This is a genomic window from Ferruginibacter profundus (genome assembly GCF_054783275.1).
The window spans coordinates 50,210-71,307 of the sequence record NZ_BAAGQW010000002.1 but is presented as its reverse complement, the minus strand read 5'-3'; the positions used below and the strand labels follow the sequence as shown (position 1 = coordinate 71,307).

General features: G+C 39.8%; 19 protein-coding genes. 5 read left to right on the top strand and 14 right to left on the bottom strand.

All coding sequences use genetic code 11. The annotated features are described in order from the left end of the window. Positions 1–60: 60 nt before the first annotated feature. From ACYVM0_RS10445 to rocD, 3 genes are all read right to left on the bottom strand, one after another. Positions 61–2,226, bottom strand: coding sequence for a right-handed parallel beta-helix repeat-containing protein (locus ACYVM0_RS10445; protein ID WP_460556552.1), 2,166 nt, complete (start codon positions 2,224–2,226; stop codon positions 61–63). Positions 2,227–2,988: 762 nt separating this feature from the next. Next, complete coding sequence (locus ACYVM0_RS10440) at positions 2,989–3,696, bottom strand: VIT1/CCC1 transporter family protein (protein ID WP_460556549.1); 708 nt, start codon at positions 3,694–3,696, stop codon at positions 2,989–2,991. A gap of 29 nt (positions 3,697–3,725) precedes the next feature. Beyond that, entirely contained in the window at positions 3,726–4,961 is a 1,236-nt protein-coding gene (gene rocD, locus ACYVM0_RS10435) for an ornithine aminotransferase (RefSeq protein WP_460556546.1), read from the bottom strand. Positions 4,962–5,169: 208 nt separating this feature from the next. On the opposite strand from rocD, the gene ACYVM0_RS10430 reads away from it, so the two are divergent. Continuing rightward, complete coding sequence (locus ACYVM0_RS10430) at positions 5,170–5,655, top strand: VOC family protein (protein ID WP_460556543.1); 486 nt, start codon at positions 5,170–5,172, stop codon at positions 5,653–5,655. On the opposite strand, the gene ispE is transcribed toward ACYVM0_RS10430, so the two are convergent. The 7 genes from ispE to ACYVM0_RS10395 form a co-directional block, all read right to left on the bottom strand. After that, on the bottom strand, positions 5,652–6,473 hold the full coding sequence (gene ispE / locus ACYVM0_RS10425; RefSeq protein ID WP_460556540.1) for a 4-(cytidine 5'-diphospho)-2-C-methyl-D-erythritol kinase: 822 nt from the start codon (positions 6,471–6,473) through the stop codon (positions 5,652–5,654). The two genes, ACYVM0_RS10430 and ispE, sit on opposite strands and share 4 nt — an antisense overlap. Positions 6,474–6,607: 134 nt before the next feature. Further along, on the bottom strand, positions 6,608–7,192 hold the full coding sequence (locus ACYVM0_RS10420; protein ID WP_430990719.1) for a bifunctional nuclease domain-containing protein: 585 nt from the start codon (positions 7,190–7,192) through the stop codon (positions 6,608–6,610). Between the two features lie 91 nt (positions 7,193–7,283). After that, on the bottom strand, positions 7,284–8,105 hold the full coding sequence (locus ACYVM0_RS10415) for a hypothetical protein (RefSeq protein ID WP_460556537.1): 822 nt from the start codon (positions 8,103–8,105) through the stop codon (positions 7,284–7,286). Between the two features lie 36 nt (positions 8,106–8,141). Further along, positions 8,142–8,954: a hypothetical protein gene (locus ACYVM0_RS10410; protein ID WP_460556534.1), complete on the bottom strand. Its 813-nt coding sequence runs from the start codon at positions 8,952–8,954 to the stop codon at positions 8,142–8,144. A gap of 82 nt (positions 8,955–9,036) precedes the next feature. Further along, positions 9,037–9,996 (bottom strand): electron transfer flavoprotein subunit alpha/FixB family protein, encoded by a 960-nt coding sequence (locus ACYVM0_RS10405; RefSeq protein ID WP_460556531.1) that lies wholly within the window; start codon positions 9,994–9,996, stop codon positions 9,037–9,039. A gap of 104 nt (positions 9,997–10,100) precedes the next feature. Next, positions 10,101–10,319, bottom strand: a complete 219-nt coding sequence (locus tag ACYVM0_RS10400) for a four helix bundle protein (RefSeq protein WP_460559871.1) — start codon at positions 10,317–10,319, stop codon at positions 10,101–10,103. Positions 10,320–10,449: 130 nt separating this feature from the next. Beyond that, complete coding sequence (locus ACYVM0_RS10395; RefSeq protein WP_460556528.1) at positions 10,450–11,193, bottom strand: electron transfer flavoprotein subunit beta/FixA family protein; 744 nt, start codon at positions 11,191–11,193, stop codon at positions 10,450–10,452. Between the two features lie 121 nt (positions 11,194–11,314). Here ACYVM0_RS10395 and ACYVM0_RS10390 point away from each other — a divergent pair, with 121 nt between their 5' ends. Continuing rightward, the gene (locus tag ACYVM0_RS10390; protein ID WP_430990724.1) at positions 11,315–11,626 is read left to right on the top strand and encodes a tetratricopeptide repeat protein; all 312 of its coding nucleotides are present in this window, start codon (positions 11,315–11,317) and stop codon (positions 11,624–11,626) included. 67 nt (positions 11,627–11,693) lie between these two features. Here ACYVM0_RS10390 and ACYVM0_RS10385 read toward each other — a convergent pair whose 3' ends face one another. Further along, positions 11,694–11,984, bottom strand: coding sequence for a hypothetical protein (locus tag ACYVM0_RS10385; protein WP_460556524.1), 291 nt, complete (start codon positions 11,982–11,984; stop codon positions 11,694–11,696). Positions 11,985–11,998: 14 nt separating this feature from the next. Here ACYVM0_RS10385 and tilS point away from each other — a divergent pair, with 14 nt between their 5' ends. After that, the gene (gene tilS, locus ACYVM0_RS10380) at positions 11,999–13,336 is read left to right on the top strand and encodes a tRNA lysidine(34) synthetase (RefSeq protein ID WP_460556521.1); all 1,338 of its coding nucleotides are present in this window, start codon (positions 11,999–12,001) and stop codon (positions 13,334–13,336) included. On the opposite strand, the gene ACYVM0_RS10375 is transcribed toward tilS, so the two are convergent. The 3 genes from ACYVM0_RS10375 to ACYVM0_RS10365 all read right to left on the bottom strand — a co-directional run bounded on the left by ACYVM0_RS10375 (position 13,317) and on the right by ACYVM0_RS10365 (position 15,538). After that, on the bottom strand, positions 13,317–13,937 hold the full coding sequence (locus ACYVM0_RS10375; protein ID WP_460556518.1) for a rhomboid family intramembrane serine protease: 621 nt from the start codon (positions 13,935–13,937) through the stop codon (positions 13,317–13,319). The genes tilS and ACYVM0_RS10375 overlap by 20 nt on opposite strands. Positions 13,938–13,955: 18 nt before the next feature. Beyond that, positions 13,956–14,429 (bottom strand): 23S rRNA (pseudouridine(1915)-N(3))-methyltransferase RlmH, encoded by a 474-nt coding sequence (locus ACYVM0_RS10370; RefSeq protein ID WP_460556515.1) that lies wholly within the window; start codon positions 14,427–14,429, stop codon positions 13,956–13,958. 65 nt (positions 14,430–14,494) lie between these two features. Continuing rightward, positions 14,495–15,538, bottom strand: a complete 1,044-nt coding sequence (locus ACYVM0_RS10365; RefSeq protein WP_460556512.1) for a LacI family DNA-binding transcriptional regulator — start codon at positions 15,536–15,538, stop codon at positions 14,495–14,497. A 236-nt stretch (positions 15,539–15,774) separates the two neighbouring features. Between ACYVM0_RS10365 and ACYVM0_RS10360 the strand changes: the two genes are divergently transcribed. Together ACYVM0_RS10360 and ACYVM0_RS10355 are read left to right on the top strand one after the other, a co-directional pair. After that, positions 15,775–19,110: a SusC/RagA family TonB-linked outer membrane protein gene (locus ACYVM0_RS10360; RefSeq protein ID WP_460556509.1), complete on the top strand. Its 3,336-nt coding sequence runs from the start codon at positions 15,775–15,777 to the stop codon at positions 19,108–19,110. An 18-nt stretch (positions 19,111–19,128) separates the two neighbouring features. Beyond that, entirely contained in the window at positions 19,129–21,036 is a 1,908-nt protein-coding gene (locus ACYVM0_RS10355; protein WP_460556506.1) for a RagB/SusD family nutrient uptake outer membrane protein, read from the top strand. The last annotated feature ends 62 nt before the right edge of the window (positions 21,037–21,098 follow it).

Sequence of the window (21,098 nt, the reverse complement as noted above, 5' to 3'; positions counted from 1 at the left end):
AAGCTAAAAAAAATCCCCCTGGTTTACAGGGGGATTTTTTTTACAACCGATAAACGAAATTTAATCGTTGGTAAGAATATTTTTTACCGTCATTTCTTCTGCAGTAAATAATTTAAAGTAATAGATACCTCTTGATACTGAACTTATATTTTTATTGATGGAGTTCATCCCTTTTTGTAACAGTACAGGCTCATTTAAAAACAAACGGCCATTGGCATCATATAATGCTATAGTGGCTTTTTGATTTTGAGCACTTACTATAGAAACAACCATTTCTTTTCTTCCCGCCGAAACCTGTGCTGCAGTAATAGTCAGCGACTGGTCTTTTTTATTCATCACTGCAACGGTATTGCTGTAATCTTTACTGGCATCTTTATCCAGCATTACCAGGCGGTAATAATTTACACCGGCAATTGGGCTGGCATCAGTAAAATTATAACTGAGTTCTGATGAACTGAAGCCTGCTGCGCTTACCCTGCCGATGGCGGTAAAGTGCTGGCCATCGCTGCTTCTTTCAATACTGAAATAATCGCTGTTGCTTTCGGTGGCTGTTTTCCATTGCAATATATTTTTACCAGCTTTTTCTGCGGCCGTAAAGTCGAGTAATTTAACCGGGAGAATAATGCTGCCAAATTCTGCAAAGCCTTTATCAGGTGCTGCACCTGCATAAGGTATACCTACATACACGCCATTATCTATCATGGGCGAAGCCACCTGCAAATGAAAATCGGTAGCAGACACAAACAGCGGCACCACATGCTGATTATTGGTGTTGGTATAATTGGTTGGTACCACACCATTAAAGGTGGGGTTGTTGCTGTTGCCGTTATTGTAGGTATTGTTGTTCTGGATATATACCGAATCCATACCTATAGCACCGCCCTGCACCATAAAGCCGCTGAGTATGTTCATGATGATGTTGTTCTTGATGCTGATGTTCCTGGCAGTGCCTGCATTTAAGGCACCAAAATTTATACCCCACCACGGAGCAGAGCCTGCTGTGGCCACCATAGTATTGTTAAGTACATTAAAGTTATTGATGCTGAAGTCGCCTGCATTGCTGAAAACACCGATGAGGCCGCCGGTGTTCTGCGCCATGGTAATATTGGTAAGCAGGTTCTTGCGGATGGTAACATCTTTAACCATATCACCCGAACGGGGATTAAATTCAATACCGTGTGCTTTTTTATCAATGGTATTGTTTTCAATGATAGCGCCATCGGTACCGTATTCCAGTACAATGCCACTTTCTATCCAGGTGTTTAAAGTGGTTTGCTTAATTATATTATCGTGTATCCATACACTATAGGCATAACCATTTTTAGTTTGAAAGTTAAGATCGATAGAACCACCGGTAATGGTATTGCCATAGATCTCTAATCCTGATTCATTGAACAATTCAATGGCAAAATTCCAGCCGGTATTGCCCGATGAGTTGCCCATAGGTATTTTATTGAGGGTATTGTTATAGATCTTACAGCCTTTGAGGTAACCTTCGTTCCAGCCTTTAATGGGCCAGCCATTATAGCCTTCGGGCCTGCTGGTTTGCGAGATGGTATTGTTGTAGATCAACATACCATCCTGCCCGCCGATATTTAAGCAACCACGGCCATAGGCACCGGTTGATAAATTATAGGCTGCACAATTGGTAATGGTATTGTTATAAAAGCTGTTCCCTGTTGCATAAATGGTGGGAGGCGCACCATTGCCATCATTGCGGCCGCCGAATAAAATACCACGGTCTTTAAAATCCACCATGGTAATATCATGTATGCTCACATTACTACGGCCACCAACATAAATACCCCAGAAGGTGGAGAGATTTTGTCCGTCGAATTTTACAAAGGAAATGTGCTGGTTGCCATTGGTACCTTCTGCTGAGCGCAGGGATAACATTTCTGTCCAGTCGGCAGTTAAACTGCTTTTAAGTATTGAGGTAGCGCCATCGCCTTCAATGCTTACGCCTGGTTTTAAAGCGCATTGCAATGTTTCAATGTAGGTACCTGCATTGACATGAATGATGTCGCCCACACCAGCAACAGTGTTAGTGGCTTTGTACAACGTCTTCCATGGATTAGCGCTGGTGCCGGTACCAGTAGCATCATTACCCGAAGGGCTGATGTAGTAAGTAGTGGCAGAAGCTGTAAGGGCAAAACAAAAAATCAAGGTGAAGAGTGCGGCAAAAGAGCGCATAACTCTCCTGGTAGAAAAGTCAACAGTTTTCATTGGGTTGAATTTAGTTTTTAACAGATATTGGTTTTATTTTCCGTTTGATTACTCAAACAAAAAACTTAATTGTAAAGCTACACAAGAGTGAAAATGCAAACTGTAGTAGTAGATACTATTTGCCAGTAGAAATAATTTTAAACTTCATGTATAAAGCTACTATAGTAGTTGCTTTACAGTCAATAAAAATTACTTACACCATTTCAAAATTGTGTCTGCTTTGCTGGTAATGAGGGGGATAAAAGGGTAATTAAAAACTATCAGGTTGTTGATATTGAATAAATATTATTCAATCAGTTTTTTTTTGCTTTCGGATGTAGTACGGATTTTTTTGGTGAAACGAAACAAAAGAACCTGGCGTGTTTGCTGCTTTTTTGTAAAGATTGGTTTTCATTGGATTTTTCATTTTGGTTTTAAAGCGGAACTCCCGAATTAGTTTCAAAAATTATACCAATTTGTTAAATAAATGTTGAAACATCAGATATAATTAATGGTCATATTAAAATGGGTTTTTTACCTTTTCCAGTACGTATAAATAAAAGTTGTTGATTGATTTTTTAAACAACTATAACTTGCCTGTAATCAGTAACGTTAGGTAGTAAATAATGTTTACTAACAGTGCTGTTACTTACGTAATATACGAAGGGGATTTATGTTTGTAGTACAAAAAATTTTTTCGTGTAGTACAAATACTACTTAGTGTTATTACTACACAATGTAATATTTACGATAAGGAAAAGTGTAAATGATGGATTAATCCGATTAGTGCTCAAAAAGTTTGGCCACACCAAAGGCTGCTGCAGCTGCCATAGCACCGATCAAGGTAACTCTTAATGCACCCCACCATGGATTAATACCGGTGATCTTACTTTTAAAAAAACCAAATATAAAAAGACAAACCAATGTTGCAACAACGGATATTTTTAAAGCTTCAGCAGAGTCACTGATAAAGAAGTAGGGGCTTAGCGGAATGATACCACCAGCAATATAAGAGAGGCCAATATTGAGTGCACTTTTGGTGGCTCTTTTAGGATCGGGTTTTTCCAAACCTAATTCATACTTCATCATAAAATCTACCCAGCGGTCTTTGTCCTGAGCAATTTCTTCTGTGGCCTTATCCTGCAATGCGGGGCTTAATCCTATGTTGGCAAAAAACTCTTTTGTTTCCTCGATCTCTTTGTGGCGCAGGTTTTCTACTTCATCATATTCTCTGCGTTGTTCACTTTTATAATGATCCTGCTCCGTCTTGCCGGCAAGGTAGCCACCCAGGCCCATGGCAATACTGCCGGCACAAATTTCTGCAATGCCGGCAATTACAATAATACTGCTGCTGCTTACAGCACCACTTAAACCTGCGGCCAATGCAAAAGGAACAGTGAGTCCGTCACTCATGCCAATTACAATATCCGTTAAAGCTTCTGAACTTTTTAAATGCGATTCTGTGTGGCCGTGATGCAGGTGGGTATCCATAAAATTAATTGTGCAACAAATATAAACGATTATGCAAGTTGCTGTAAACTCTTTTCAATAATTGTTACGCAGTCTTCAACTTGTGCAGCAGTAATTACCAGGGGAGGCGCAAAGCGTATCTTATCGCCATGTGTTGGTTTCGCCAGTAAACCGTTTTCTTTTAATGCCAGGCAAAGTTCCCAGGCAGCTTCAGGGTTATTGTGTTTTATTACAATTGCATTCAATAAACCTTTACCTCTTACTGTTTCAATAAACGGAGAATTTAACCGGCGTAAAGATGTTCTCAATAATTCACCCATCTGTGCTGCATTTTCTGTAAGCTTTTCATTTTTTAATACCTCCAGTGCAGTGATTGCTACTTTGCAGGCTAAAGGGTTGCCACCGTAAGTGCTGCCGTGCTCACCGGGTTTAATGGTCATCATAATTTCATCATCACACAGTACTGCACTAACAGGAAGTACGCCGCCGCTTAATGCCTTTCCTAAAATTAAAATATCTGCACGAACGGCTTCATGATCGCAGGCCAGCATTTTTCCTGTTCTTGCCAAACCGGTTTGTATTTCATCTGCTACCATCAATACATTGTATTCTGAGCATAATGTTCTTATCTTTTTATAATAACCTTCATCAGGTACCACAACGCCGGCCTCACCTTGTATGGGTTCAAATAAAAAGGCGGCTACATTTTTATCCTGGAAAGCTTTTTCCAAAGCTGCGGTATCATTAAAAGGAATAGCCTGGTAGCCGGACATATAGGGGCCAAAGTTTTTTGTAGCCGAAGTATCATTACTAAAAGAAATAACACCGGTAGTACGGCCATGAAAATTTCCCTCGCAAACAATAATTTTTGCCTGGTTCTCTGCAATGCCTTTTACCTGGTAAGCCCATTTGCGGCTCAGTTTTATTGCTGTTTCAACAGCTTCCACACCGGTATTCATGGGCAATACTTTATCATAACCAAAATATGATGTGATATACTCTTCATATTCTCCCAGTAAATTACTGTGAAAAGCCCTTGATGTAAGGGTAAGTTTTTGTGCCTGCTCAATTAATGCGGCAACGATTTGGGGATGGCAATGGCCCTGGTTAACGGCAGAATAACCACTAAGGAAATCATAATACCGTTTGCCGTCCACATCATATAAAAAAACACCTTCGCCACGATGGAGCACTACAGGCAACGGATGATAATTGTGGGCACCGAATTTTTCTTCTAAATCAAGATAGTGTTGCGATGTTGCTGATAAAGCAATAGTAGTATGCATATGAAAAGTATAAAAATTAAATAAAGTATAAAAAGTAAATAGAGAAAATAAAGTAAAACGTAAACAGGGAAAAACACTCCGCCGGTTGTGCAGAGTTTACAGACTATATACTTCGATGATTGAGCAGATCGAGGTTGCTGCGTAGAAAAGATACTATATTGTATAAATTACTGATAGTTGTAAATTTGGTGCAAGATAAAAAAAAATTATGAGTTATGCAATTCCGGCGCAAACCCATATCGGGCATGTGCATTTAAAAGTAACAGATCTTGATAAAGCGTTGACTTTTTATAAAGACCTGCTGGGCTTTGAAATTACGCAACGTTATGGTGATAGTGCTGTTTTTATTTCTGCCGGAGGTTACCATCATCATATTGGATTAAATACCTGGCATAGTAAAAATGCAGGGCCGGCACCGGTAAGGGCGGCAGGCTTATACCATGTAGCTATTGTGTATCCAACAAGAAAAGACCTTGCAGCGATATTTAAAAGGTTGACGGAGGCTGCATATCCATTGACCGGTGCATCCGACCATGGTGTATCAGAAGCTATTTATTTAAATGACCCTGATGGCAATGGGGTGGAATTATATTGGGACAGGCCGAAAGAACATTGGCCCGTTAATGCCGAAGGGAAATTGTGGATGGGCACTTCGGCTTTAGATATTGATTCTTTATTGTTTGAGCTGGCTTAAGCCATTGTTTTTACAAAATAACCAGCACCATCAAATTGCGGAACAGCCATTTCTTTTTCAAAGATGCCAAACACCGTACTTCCACTACCACTCATAGCAGCATATACAGCGCCACTTGCGTATAGGGTTTCTTTGATATTTTGTATAACAGGATATTTTTCAAACACCGGTTTTTCAAAATCATTTTTTAATTCCTGTCGCCATGTTTTTATGGGCTGTGCAATAATCTCCTTGATTGATTGTTGCGGAAGGGCAGGAGTAAGTTGAGCAAATGCCCAGCCGGTATTTACATGAATACCAGGATTTATCAAAGCAATTTTATACTCCGACAGGTTGATATTTATATCTTCCAGTATTTCTCCACGGCCGGTTGCATAGCAAGGCTTGTTGATGATAAAGAAAGGGCAATCGCTGCCAAGCAGGGAAGCGTAGTGCAGAAGTTGGGAAGCGGAGAGGCCGAGGTTGAATTTTTTGTTGAGTAGCTGTAACACAAAAGCACCATCTGCAGAGCCGCCACCTAAACCTGCGCCCATTGGAATGGCTTTATGCAAATGCATTTTTATGGCAGGTAATCCGGGAAAATCGTTTTTTAAAAGATGGTATGCTTTACTGCAAATATTATCCTCGTTATTTCCATCTACAATTAAACCGGATGAAGTGAATGTTATTGGTGCAGCAGTATCATGAGCAGGGATAATTTCAACAGCATCTTTTAAAGCAACGGGATAAAATACTGTTTCCAGGTTGTGAAATCCATCTTCCCTTTTATTAAGAATATGTAAGCCGAGGTTTATTTTACAGTTAGGGAAAGAAAGCATGCTTAATGGATAATGAAATAATTTATAATGGATAATGTTTTAGAAGGAAACAGTACATTGAAAATAAATAGTCTGGAAAATCAGCAGAAACCACAATGGAAAACATTTTCAACTATCCATTAAATAATTATCCTTTATTTGCCCTTCCTGCTTTTTATCTCATCTCTTATGGCAATGGCACGTATATAATCTTCGCTGTCCAATACTTCGTTAAGCAAGGTATTCAGCTCTTCAATGCTCATGGTTTTTAAGTCATCACTGCCGCCTGTTTCGGTGGTTACGGCCTGTACTTTTTTCTTTTTGCCATCATCTTCCATTAAAATGCCGGCCTGGTCTAAAATTGAATCGTAGGTATACACAGGGCAGCCAAAACGTACAGCCAATGCCAGTGCATCTGAGGTACGGGAATCTATCTCTACTGTATCGTTGGCTGAACTGCAGACTAATTTGCTGTAAAAGATACCTTCCTGCAGATCATTGATCACCACTTCATGCAGTTCAACATTAAAGGCCAGCATAAAATTCTTCATCAGGTCGTGTGTAAGCGGACGGCTGGGGCTCATACGTTCCAGCGCTACTGCAATGGCCTGTGCTTCAAAACCACCAATTACAATAGGTAAACGGCGCAGGCCATTCACTTCTCCCAATACCACGGCATACGAATGCGTTTGGGTAATGCTGTGCGATAATGCAACTATTTCCAGTTCTATTTTCTTCATATCCTATCTCCGCTGATTGCGAAGTACTGATTATAGATGAATAATAAAAGCAAATATAAAAACAAAAGCCCTTAAAATACTAAAAGAATAGTTACTCTTTTCTTTTGTTTGCGGGGCTTTTTACGGCAGACTTGTTTGGGGTAGATTTTGCAGGTGTCTTTTTCTTTGAAACCCCAGGTGATTTAATGCTTTTTATAGCAGAATCCTCCGTTGCGATTTGTACCATTACAGTAGAATCAACCGGGGTTTCCTGGATGTATTGATTGCCGGTTACTTCCAAAATATAATCCGCCGGTATTTCAAATATTGAATCGGCAAGATGCATCGGAGTTACAAGAACCGGGGTTAACTCAGCTGTTTTTTTAACATTATGGTCATCTATAATTATTTTGATGCCCATGCAAATTGTTTTGCCATTGGTAAACACTGCCATGTCATCAGAAATCAGGTATTTGTCATCTACAGAAAAGTGCAGGGAATCGGCGTACCAAAAAAGAAAATTCATTTTATCTGTAAAAACATTTTTTTTAGAACTGTCTAACGAAAATGCACTGCACGAACGGTTCAGGATAAGTTTATTCTTTTCAGGAATTGGTACAAACGAGGGGAAGGAGTGGGACATTTTATTTTTGATACTATCTATCCTGTAAGTCCTGTTAAGGTGATTAATATTATACACAACTCCCTTTGAAAAATTGATAATTAACTCATCATCGTCTGCTTCCTTTTTCTCTTCGCCGGTTATTTTTTTTATTCCCTTTATTTTTTTGTTGCCGTAATATATTTCTATGGTACCTGTCCGCTTGTCCTGCTCAGCAGTAAATGCATGAACAACCTTTCCTTCAAACTGCGTTTGTGCAAAAAGAGTCAGCGTGAAAATTTTCAGTAAAAAAGAAAGTGCAATTTTTTTCATTTGTAGTATTTGATACAATTTCAATAGCGCCAATAACTATTCTTTTTTTGCTGCAACTTTTGGTTTAATGGTAGCTTTGGTTTTACTCTTGCCTTTACTTGCAGGGATTTTCTTTTTGGTTGTTCTTATCCGTTTTACCGCGCTGTCCACCACTGCAACCGTAGTGTCAACAATTACAGGAGGCTGAAATGAAATGTTTTTTTGGTTGGTATAATCAGCCGGAATAATAAATTCGTTTTCATCTATTGGCATTGATGTAACAGAAATGGCTTCTGCTGTAATTACCTGGTTACTTGTAGTGCCGGAATCAAATTCTTCTTCCGAAGGCGGACGGGGCATTTGCAACTCGGCACCTAAAACTATCCGGCCCCGTTGAATAATAATAAACTCCATATTCCCTTTGTACTTTTCGGGTATAAAATAAGTAAGAGAATCTGCCAGGTAAAAAGTAGCATCAGAAGAACCGAAAAGCCTCGAATACAAACCACTCAAACCATTTTTTTCAGGTTGAAACGGAGTGGTGGTGTAACCGCCGATAGTTTTCTTTTGCGGAGCCGGTAAAGGGTAGTTGGCCACCAGCATTTTTTTCTTAAATGTTTTATCAGCAGCACTAAGTGTAAAAGTTGCCCCGGAATCTAAAAGGACTACAAGAGCATCTTTCTCATAGTCGTCTTTTTCTTTAAAAAGCAATTTTAATTTGCGCTCGCCAAACAAAACTTTTAATTCAGCATCCGGTTTTTCTTCGCCACTGGCATGTAGCTGATAAATTATTTCTCCCCGAAAATCTTTCTGCGCATTTACAAAAGAAGCAATGCAAAGGGTGGTAAGGATTAAAAAAACTGTTTTCATTTTTTTAGTTTAATAAACAAATGTAAAAAATAAAGCCTTTCAATACTCATTGAAAGGCTTTATATAATTATTGTGTTTTAGTTTATGCTCCTTTTAACTTTCTTACAGCGTCAATGATCCTAGGCATTACATCAAAAGCATCGCCAACAATACCATAATCTGCCGCTTTAAAGAACGGCGCTTCCGGATCTTTATTGATCACTACAATTACCTTGCTCCTGTTTACACCGGCCAGGTGTTGAATAGAACCACTGATGCCAATAGCAAAATATAGATTGGGCGCAATGGCCAAACCGGTTTGTCCTACGTGCTCGTGATGTGGCCTCCAGCCGATATCTGCAACCGGGCGGCTACAGGCAGTAGCGGCGCCTAATAATTTTGCCAGGTCGGTAACCAGTCCCCAGTTTTCGGGGCCTTTTAAACCACGTCCACCACTGATCACTAATTCCGCTTCGCTTAATGGTACTTCGCCAACAATTTTATTTACAGCGGTTACAGTAACTTTTGGTGTATCTACAGTAGCGGCAAATGACACCACTTCTGCTGTACCATCGGTAGTGGTAATATTAAATGAGTTAGGGCTTAAGGCAATAATTTTTACCGGGGTATTTAAAGCAATATTGGCAAAGGCCTTACCACTGAAAACATTTTTCTTTACTACAAAACCGTTGCTGGTATCGGGCAATGCAATAGCACCGCTAACCAAACCGGCTTTCAACTTAACACTTAAACGAGGGGCAATAGATTTTCCGTTAAGATTATTGGAAAATACAACCACAGTGGCTCCTGTGGCAGCAACTGCCTGTGCCATTACACTGGTAAATACCTGGGCATCTAAATGATCGAGTGTATCATTTTTTACGGTATGTATTTTTTTCAATCCGTATTTGCCTAATACAGCCAAATCTTCGGAAACATTACCTAACACAATTCCTTCTGCAGAAACGCCCAATTGTTCAGCAATTTTAGCGCCGTAACCAGCAGCTTCTAAAGATGATTTTTTTATGTGGCCCTCTGATTGGTCAAGAAAAACTAAAACCATAATGGATAATTTTAATAATGGATAATTAATAATTTATTTAATTTTTCGCTTACTGGTTTTTACGCTTGCAGTAAGCAATTTTAATAGTCCTTCACAGTCTGTGTTTAAAGAGTCGAACATTGTTTTGAAATAAACCCTGTTGCCAAAAGCAAGTCCAGCCAGTCTTTAGATTCATTCGCTTCTTCTAATCCTATACTCAGTTTGTGTATAAAATCTTTCGTGCTTTCTGCATGTTCCGCTTCCCTGGGTATTGCTCCAATTGAAGTTCCACTCCTTATTAATTGTTGTGATATTATATATTCGCTATGCTGTTTCTTTAAAATTTGTATAGATTAACAATTCTTACAGCAAATAAAAAACTTTTGTTCTTTACAATGTTTTCTTTAATGAGTAGATAATTAAGAAATGAATAATGACTTGAATTTGCAACATTATCCATTAACCCATTATCAATTAAAAAGCTTTAGCTTCTTCATGTAAAAGACGAACCAGTTCTTCAGGTGTATCAGGAGATACTAACTTAACACCGGCTTTTGCAGGTGGCAGATCAAATGATATAACAGAAGTTAAAGCATCAGCAGCAACGGGTTCCTGTACTTTCAGTGGTTTGCTCCTGGCACCCATGATACCTTTCATGTTGGGAATGCGTTGTTCGGCCATTCCTTTCTGGCAACTAACGGCAAGGGGTAGCCCGACTTTGTTGGTTTCTTCGCCGCCATCAATTTCACGTACAATTACCGCAGCGCCATCTGCCAGGTCAAATTTAATGGCATGGGAAACATAAGGCAGCTCCAGTAATTCAGCTACCATACCACCAATGGAAGAACCATTGTAATCGATGGTTTCTTTACCGGTAAAAATCAGGTCGTAACCGCCGGTTTTTGCCACTTCGGCAATTTGCGAAGCGATATAAAAACTATCCTGGCTGTCGGCATTAATGCGGATGGCTTCATCGCCACCCAATGCCAGTGCTTTGCGGATGATGGGTTCTGTATCGGCACCGCCAACTGTTACCAGGTGAATAACTGTGGAAGGATCAGCTTCTTTTAACTCGATAGCCCTTACCAAAGCGTACCATTCGTCGTAGGGATTGATGATCCATTGTACACCATCAGCAGCAAATTTCGTATTGTTATCGCTGAAGGCTATTTTTGCCGTTGTGTCCGGCGTTTTTGAAATGCAAACAAGTATCTTCATATTGACAATCTTTTAGCCCCTTTCAACCAGGGGGTGTTAATTAGTTGTTTATGCAACTATTTACAAAGATAAGAGCAAAAGACATTATACAAAGCAAAAACCAAAAAATATTTTTAATACCATGAGCAGGATAGAAAAATTGCTGGAATACATGAAAACCTCCGATAAGGATAGTTTTTTGCAACATGCGCTGGCGCTGGAATACATTAAGGTAGATAAGGACGAGGAAGCCCGTAAGCTGTTTAATGAAATTTTACTGCGTGAGCCTACCTATATCGGGTCGTACTATCATTTAGGGAAGTTGCTGGAACGTGCCGGTGAATTTGAAAAGGCCATTAAAGTATATGAGAGAGGCATGTGGGAGGCTAAAAGATCGGGGGACAATCATTCCTATAACGAGTTGCAGGGCGCAAAGGAAGACCTGGAAGAGTAGGGAGTTCTTCTGTTACCAACAAGTTGGGGAGAACCTGATAATAGGGAAGATTGAAGCGTACCTGATTCTATATTTGAATAAGGTTTAATAAATAGTAATAGGCAAGAATAGAAAAGGTGCTGATAATAATAGTAGCCATTCTTTTTTGGAAAAAATAAAATAACAAAGCCATCAAAAAGAGAATGCCTGTGATAAGGCTGTTAAACATTTGTTGCTTTACAATTAAATGAATTGTTGCTGAAGGAATGATCGGGGAAACTAATTGAGCGTGTGCCTGTAAAAAACTAATGTAACCTGATAAGGCAATGATACAATTCAACACCAATAAAATTCTGCAGGGCCATTCCAGTTTGTGCATAGATTAAAGATAGTATGATTTTACAAAAACAGTTTACGGCGTATATAAAAAAAGAAAATCTCTTTCACCCGAAAGATAAACTATTGCTTGCGGTAAGCGGTGGTGTTGATTCTGTTGTGCTATGCGAATTATGCAAACAGGTAGGATATACTTTTGCAATGGCACATTGCAATTTTAATCTGAGGGCAGGGGATAGCAGGAGAGATGAAGCATTTGTGCAATCATTGGCACAGCAATACGGTGTGGCTTTTCATGGTATTTCATTTGATACAAACGCTGTTGCCAGGCAGGAAAAAAAATCGGTAGAAGAAACGGCAAGGGATCTGCGGTATGGCTGGTTTGAAGAGCTGCGTATTGATAACGGCTATAATTATATTGTAACCGCACATCATGCTGATGATAATGTGGAAACAGTGCTGATGAATTTTTTCAGAGGTACAGGCATTAAAGGCTTACACGGAATTTTACCCAAACAAAATAAAATTGTACGGCCCTTACTCTTTACAACCAAAAAGGAATTGCAGGCATTTGCTACGACAAATAAATTAGCGTTTGTAACAGATTTTACCAATGAACAAAACGATTTTACACGTAATTATTTTCGTAACGAATTAATACCTGCTGTTCAAAAAGTATTTCCTGCAGTCAATGAAAATATTTTAAAAAACATCAGCCGTTTTGGTGAAGCCGAACAACTGTATACACAGGCTATTGAAATGCATAAAAAGAACTTACTGGAAATAAAAGGGAATGAAATGCATATCCCTGTACTGAAGCTGCAAAAGCTAAGGCCTTTGCCGAGTATTGTTTACGAGATCATTAAAGACTATAATTTTACGGCACCGCAAACAGAAGAAGTAATTGGTTTATTACAAAGCGAATCGGGTAAGTATGTTCGGTCTTCTTCTCACAGAATTATCAGGAACCGCAAATGGCTGATCATTTCTCCCAATAAAACTGATGACGCACAAAATATTTTAATTGAAGAAAATGATACGTCTATAAATTTTGAAGGCGGTGTAGTAGAAATTGAAAAGTATTTGCAATTATCAACTATCAGCCATCAGCCATCAACTGCACAGCTTGATGCTGCTGAAATTAAATTTCCCCTGCTGCTGCGCAAATGGAAACAAGGCGATTATTTTTACCCCCTGGGTATGCAGAAGAAAAAGAAGCTCAGCCGGTTTTTTATCGATCAGAAATTATCGCTTACACAAAAAGAATCTGTCTGGGTAATAGAAAGCAATAAAAAAATAGTCTGGGTAATTGGCCTGCGAATCGACAATCGTTTTAAGATCACCGATGGAACAAAACAAATACTGCAGCTCGTATTTAAAAAGACGGGTGAATAAGCTTCTCTATAAAACCTTTAAATAATTCAGGCCTTAATATGGCTGCAAATACGAAGCCATAGATACTGCCCGAAAAATGCGCATTGTGCCCGATATTATCTCCGCCTCGTCTGCTGCTATATATACAATACCATAAATACAGCACCGCAAACACAATATTAGGAAGTGAGATTAGGTCAAATAAGGCCACGTTTTTTGCCCAGGGATCGAAAATGATGGAGGAGAATAACACTGCCGAAACTGCACCTGAAGCACCTAATGCAGCATAACTGGGATTGTTACGGTTTTTTATAAAATCATAAACGGACGCTACAGCCAAAGCTGTAACATATAATATGACATACTCTGATTTATTAAACAATTCTATCTCTACAAACCGACCAAACGAGTATAAAGTAAACATGTTGAAGAACAAATGGATAAAATCAGCATGTATCAATCCATGACTTAAAAACCTGTAATATTCTGATGGGGCGTTCATTCCATAAGGATAAAATATGGCTTTGTTTTTCAGGTCGTGATTGCTGAAGCCAACCAGGGAAACAACAACAGTTAATGCTATAATTGAAAACGTAACCGGAAATTGCGATAGTTCTTCCATAAATGCGAATTAAATAATTTAAGTGTGGTGATATTTTTCGTTTTTAATAATCGTACATGCCCTATACACCTGCTCGGCCAGGATCAGGCGTACCAATTGATGCGGAAAAACCAATGGCGATAAACTCCATTTGTAATTGGCTCTTTTCATCACCTCATCGCTTACACCAAAGGCGCCACCAATTAAAAATACCATTTTCTTTACGCTTTCATTGGCCCGTATTTCAATAAATTTTGCCAGTTCCTCGCTTTTTATCAGTTTGCCCCGTTCATCCAGCAACACCAGGTAATCGTCTTTTTGCAGAAAATTTAAAATGGTCTCTCCTTCTTTTTTCTTCAGGTCCATTTCGCTCAGCATCGCTGTATTTTTAGGTACAGGAATAATATTCCATTCCACCGGGTAGTAATGTGAGATGCGTTTAGTGAACATTTCCACAGCTTCTTTTACATGCGGTTCGTGTGCTTTGCCTACTGACCAGAATTGGAGTTTCATTTGCGTGAGTCGTGAATGGTGAATCGTGAATGGTGAATCGTGAGTTCGCCATTTTGTCTTCATCATCATTTACTTGTTTTTATTTTTGAAGTGGAGTCTCTTATGATCAGTTCCGTCTGCAATGCCTTGGATTGAAAATCGGTGACCGGTCTTTTGCTTTCAATCATGCTGATGAGTAATTCTGTTGCCACCTGGCCAATTTCAAATGCCGGCTGCCGCACTACCGAAAGCGGCGGATTGAATAACTCTCCCAGGTTGGTATTGGTAAAACCTATCACTGCAATATCATCAGGTATTTTTTTGCCGAGCTTTTGTAAGGCCTGCATACAGGTAGTGGTAAGGCGGTCGCCTGCAGCAAACAATGCATCTGCCTTTTGTTTTTGTTTGAATACTTTTTTCAGCGCTTCTTCCACTTCATCGTATATCATACCTCCGTGATAACAATGGTGCACCAGTTTTTCATCAAACTCAATATTGTTTTTGCGCAGGGCTTCTTTGTACCCTTCCAGTCTTTCTTCTGAAATAGATAGATAAGGAGCGCTGGTAATGTGGGCAATTCTCTTAAACCCATTCTGAATTAAATGTTCTGTAGCATCATAGGCTCCTTTAAAATTATCCGCAATTACTTTGTGTGTATTGATCTCGTTAACGATCCTGTCGAAAAAAACTATCGGGAGACCCTTATCGTACAATTGTTTAAAATGAGCGTAGTCTTTGGTTTCGCTGGATACCGATACCAGTAAACCATCCACCGATCTTGAAGCCATATGATCCACTATCACCGATTCTCTTTCAAACGATTCATGGCTTTGCGATATAATAACATGGTAGCCGCGGTTATAGGCGATAGATTCAATGCCATTAATAGCCTGGGAAAAAAAGTTGTTGGCAATTTCGCAAACAATGATACCCAGCGAATGATTGCGCCGCTCTTTTAAACTTAAAGCAATCGGGTTGGGCCTGTAGTTGATCTTTTCGGCATACTCCAGCACCAGTTTTTTTGTTTCTGAGCTGATCTCATAACTGCCTCGCAGGGCCCTGCTTACTGTGGAAGTAGATAATCCTAATGCTTTTCCTATATCCTTTATTGTAACCGGTTCAAACTTCATCTTTTCATTTTTGGCAGGTGCAAATCACCGTTATTTTTTTGAAGTTACAGCTTTTTAAGGGTATAAAATAATGCGGCAACGTTATCGGGAACGTTTGCGTAAAAATACTGAGCCTGCTCAATTTGTGCAGCAAAAAAAAGTTTTAACATTGAGTATTGATTGCTGCAGCACCTGGTTGGTTTTCTCCCCGAAAAACGATGATGCCGCTCACCACTTTGTAAATTAAATACTGCTATATGAATAAGTTGTTAGTACTGCTCACAATTTTTTTTATTCTGCCTTTTACGCTTATGGCGCAAAATAAAACCATTAAGGGTAAGGTAACGGATGAAAACGGCGCACCCATTGTTGGTGCCAATGTAATTGAAAAAAATGCAAAGAAGGGAACCCAGACTGATAAGAATGGTGCCTTTTCTATTTCCGTTCCGGGTAGCGGAACAGTAAGCCTTGTTATTTCCTCTATCGGTTACGGTACCACCACTGTAAATGTAACCGGCAATGAAGATGTGACGGTTAAACTGGTGAGGGAAGCTGTTACCCAGGAAGATGTGGTGGTGGTAGGATATTCTACCGTAAGGAGAAAAGACCTTACGGCATCAGTATCCTCGGTAGGTGCAAAAGATTTAAAAGATAACCCGGCCAACTCTGCTGCCGAAGCACTTGCAGGTAAACTGGCGGGTGTGCAGGTAAGTGTATCAGAAGGTACGCCCGGTGCAGATGTTGACCTTTTTGTAAGAGGAAGAAATTCTATTACGCAGAGCGGATCGCCATTATATGTTGTTGATGGTATACAGATTGAAAATGCCTTGTCTGTACTTTCACCACAGGATATTGAAAATGTTACGGTACTTAAAGATGCTGCTTCTACTGCCATTTATGGTGCAAGGGGCGCTAATGGTGTTTTTTTAATTACCACTAAAGGCGGCAAAAACACACAGGGAAAAACAACCGTGGCCTACAATACTTTTTATGGGGTTAATAATATCACTAAAAAGCTGGACATGATGGACCCTTATAATTTTGTGTTGCTGGCTTATGAGCGGGCAAAGTACACCGAAAATCCAACGGATACTGCGGTTGCTGCCCAGTACATTAAAAGAATGAGCAATTATGATACCATTGCTTCTACGTATGGCAACTATGCAAACCCGATGGACTGGCAGGAAAGGATCATGGGACGCAGCGCCAAACAATCTACCCATAATATTTCTGTGAGCGGTGGTACTGCTGCCACACAATATAATTTAAGCCTTACCAGCAACAGGCAGGAGGGACTTTTACTGAATTCCAAATACGACAGAAAATTAGCCAGCTTTAAGTTTGATCACAAAGTAAGTGACAGATTAAAAGTAGGTTTTAATGTGCGTTATAATGTGCAAAGTGTGGATGGCGCCGGCACATCGGATGTGGGCGGTGCAGGCAGTAACAGGTTAAGACAATTTACCCGCTACCGTCCGCTGATATTACCCGGCCAGACGGAAGATACCTATGATGCCGACCTGGATGCCCGTAACCCCGGTAACGGTTTAAATGAATTGAATCCTTTAAAAGTATTACAGGCCGAGTACAGGAAAAGAACTATTACGGCTTATAATTACAGCGGTTACTTTAATTATAATATTGTTAAGAATGTATCGTTTCGCAGCACTTTTGGTTATGATGTAAATAAAACCGAATCAAAAGCTTTTGATGATACCTTAACTGCCACTTCAAGAACCTTTAATAAATTACCGATCTTAACTTTAACCAATAATGACAGGTACACCATTAATAATTCAAATGTGGTAACCTACTCTAATCCCTCTTTGTTTAAAACCAAACACGGGCTTGATTTATTGATAGGGCATGAGATTTACGAAACTGTAAATAAATTAAATTCTCTTGAGGTAAGGTATTTTCCTGTTGGGTTAAAGCCGGAAGCTGCTTTTGCCAATATTGGCCTGGCATCTGCTCCTGCAGGTTTTTCTCAACCCAAACCAGCCTCTTCAGAAATTACCACCAGGCAGGTTTCATTCTTTACAAGCCTTAAATACAATTTCAACAGGAAGTACCTGTTAACCTTTAATTTAAGAGCGGATGGTTCTTCATTATTCGGGCCTAACTTTTCAAGCGCTATTCCCCTTACAGATTCTACCAACAGGAAATGGGGTTACTTCCCTTCTGTAGCAGCTGCATGGAGGGTTTCGCAGGAGAAATTTATGGAGAATATAAATTTTATCAACGATGCCAAAATAAGATTTAGTGTTGGCCAGGCTGGTAATAACAGGATCAACGCTTACGGATACACTACGGGGTATACCACTCCGTCAAACGGTGGTTATGGTTTAAGCGATGCGTTGGCTTATACATTAATTACACCATCAAGATTGGGTAATCCAGCTATTACCTGGGAAACACTGGATTCCAAAAACCTTGGTTTTGATCTGAGTTTCTTACATAACAGGATCACTTTAACAGCTGATCTTTATTCTAACACTACAAAAGACCTGTTGATTGAAAATAAATTCCCGGCCACATCAGGCTATACCACGCAATACCAAAACGTAGGTTCGGTTAGAAACAGGGGTGTGGAATTGCAGTTAGGCGCTACCGTTTTGAAGAAGAAAGATTTTCAATGGGATGCCAACTTTAATATTGCCTTCAATAAAAACAAGATCCTTAGTTTAGGAAGCAATACACAGTTTACTGCAAATTCAGGTTGGTTCAGTACGGCCAACTCCGATGATTATTTATTAAAAGTAGGAGAAAGCGTTGGTACCATGTATGGATTAGTGGTGGATGGTTTTTACGGTGTTAATGATTTTACCACCACGCCGTATGCAAATGCTGCGTATCCTAATTTAACCACACAGTACACATTAAAAGCAGGTATGCCCGATCCGATATCTGTATTGGCCGACCTGGTTGCACCGGGACAGATCAAATACAAGGATATTAATGGCGATGGCAAGATCACTTTAGATGGCGACAGGGCTGTGATTGGTAATGCACTGCCAAAATTTACCGGTGGCTTCAACCAGACTTTTTCTTATAAGAATTTTGACCTGAATGTATTTACCAATTTTTCTTACGGTAATGATATTTACAATGCCAACAACCTGGAATATTCCAACACTTATGGTGTGGATGCCAATGTACTTTCTAAAATGAATGGCCGCTGGAAAGTGATTGATGGCAGTGGTAACCTGGTGCAGAAACAAATCAATTCAACTACCACAGTAGGTATTGCACCTGATCAGTTGGCCGCTTTAAATGCCGGTGCCAGCATCTGGCAACCCATCAGAACAACCACCGGTTTTTACCCGATGTCTTATGCAGTGGAAGATGGTTCTTTTTTAAGGATCAACAATATTACCTTAGGATATACACTTCCTAAAGCATTGCTGAAAAGAGTAAAGATTTCGAGCCTGAGGTTTTATGCAACCGTTTATAATGTTGCCACTATTACCAATTATTCCGGTTACGACCCAGATGTAAATGCAAAACGAGGCAACCCGTTAACACCGGGTGTTGATTACTCTGCATATCCAAGAGGCCGTACCATGCTTGCAGGTTTAAATTTATCATTCTAAGACATTAAAACTATTAATATGAAAAGTAAAATTAAAAATGTAAAAGGGCTGATTGCAGTAATGATCCTTACCATGCTGCTTTCTGTTTCATGTAAAAAATATTTATCTCCCGACCCGGTCTCAACTTTTGACCCAAGTTTTGTATTCGGAAATATACCCAATGCCAAAGCTGCTTTAAATGGCGCTTATTTTTCAATGGCCGGCGATTTTGGCTATGGCATCAGGGTAAGTTATTATTATGCGCATGATGATGATATCATTATGGGTGGCGGCTCAGCACTGGACCAGTTAAGGCACCAGGAAGCACATTATACATTGGTGGCGGGTAACACAGATATCGTAAGTACTTTCAACCAGTTTTATGCAGGTATTGAAAGAGCTAACAACTGTATTTACTATATTCCAAAAATGCCGCAATACAGCGAAACCGGAACATCTGCAGATAATATTGAGTTGAGAAGAATGTTGGGCGAAGCACTTACCATACGGGCACAGTATTATTTTGAACTGATGCGTTTATGGGGTGATGTACCTGCACAATGGGTGCCATCAGCTTTTGTACCCGACCTGTTTCCTAAAAGAACCAGCAGGGATACCATTTATACTCACCTGCTTAATGACTTAACTATTGCAAAAGGTTTAATGCCATGGAGAACAGCCGTTACGCAAGACGAACGTTTTACCAAAGGTTCTGCAATGGCATTAAGAGCCAAGATCGCTTTGTTTGCAGGAGGATATGCTACTAATTTAAGCGGACAGATTTCAAGGCCTGCCAATTATCTTGATTTTTATAAGATCGCAAAAGATGAGTGCTGGGAGCTGATGCAAAACAGAACACAGCATACATTGGCACCCACGTTTAAAGGTTTATTTAAAGATGTGATTGATGCACATAAAGCAGTAGATCCTAACGGAGAACTGATCATGCAGGTGGCAATGGCCAATGGTACCAATTCTGATAGTAAGATCGGCCTCCAATCCGGTACTAAAATAAATGGTGTAGGTGGTTCATTAGGTAATATGCTGCCCACTTATTTTTACCAGTTTGATTCCACTGATCTAAGAAGAGATGTAACTTTTGTTCCTTTTGAAGTGGTACGTGATGTGTTTGGAAGAGGCCATGCCAGCAATAGTATTTATGATGGTAAATTCAGAAGGGACTGGGTTTCCAGCCCGTCGTTTTATTTCAGTAATGGTGTAACTACCGGAACCAATCCTGTAACTACAACACCATCTTCAAATGCATCTTTACAAAATATGCAGCTTAACTGGCCGCTAATACGTTTTGCTGATGTGTTATTGATGTTTGCAGAAGCAGAGAATGAAATTAACGGTCCTACTGCTGATGCTTATAATGCCTTTAAAGAAGTAAGCCAGCGTGGCCATAACGGCAATGCTGCTCTGGTACCTGCTAATCCCGGAATAAAAGCTGACTTCTTTAAATTATTAGTGAAAGAAAGAATGCTGGAATTTGGTGGCGAAGGCATCCGTAAATGGGACCTGATCCGTTGGAATTTGTTAGGCACTGCATTAACTGAAACAAAAGCAAACCTTGCAAAAATGGCTGCAGGTACAGCAATGGTAGCACCTTCTTACCAGGCAGCACCACCTGCATACACACTTACAGCCAACCTGCCCAAGCAAATGTGGTTCTATCAGAATGCACCGGCAGAAAACGGGCAGATATGGGCTAATTCATTTTATTTCCCAACACCTGCTGCTGCTCCTTTAGATCCAACTAACGGTAATACCGCTTTACCAAGCGGAACCAATCGTGTTAACTGGTTTGCCAATACAAACATTACTACTACTTATGTAAATTACCTGGGTTACGGATTTACAGATGGCAAAAGCCAATTGTACCCCATACCACAGTCAGCAATAGACGCTAACCCGAATTTAAAACCACAGAACTTCGGGTATTAAGATAGTTTTTTCTCATTAATCGTTTATGTTTTGAAGGCTGTCCCCACTTGTTGGGGACAGCC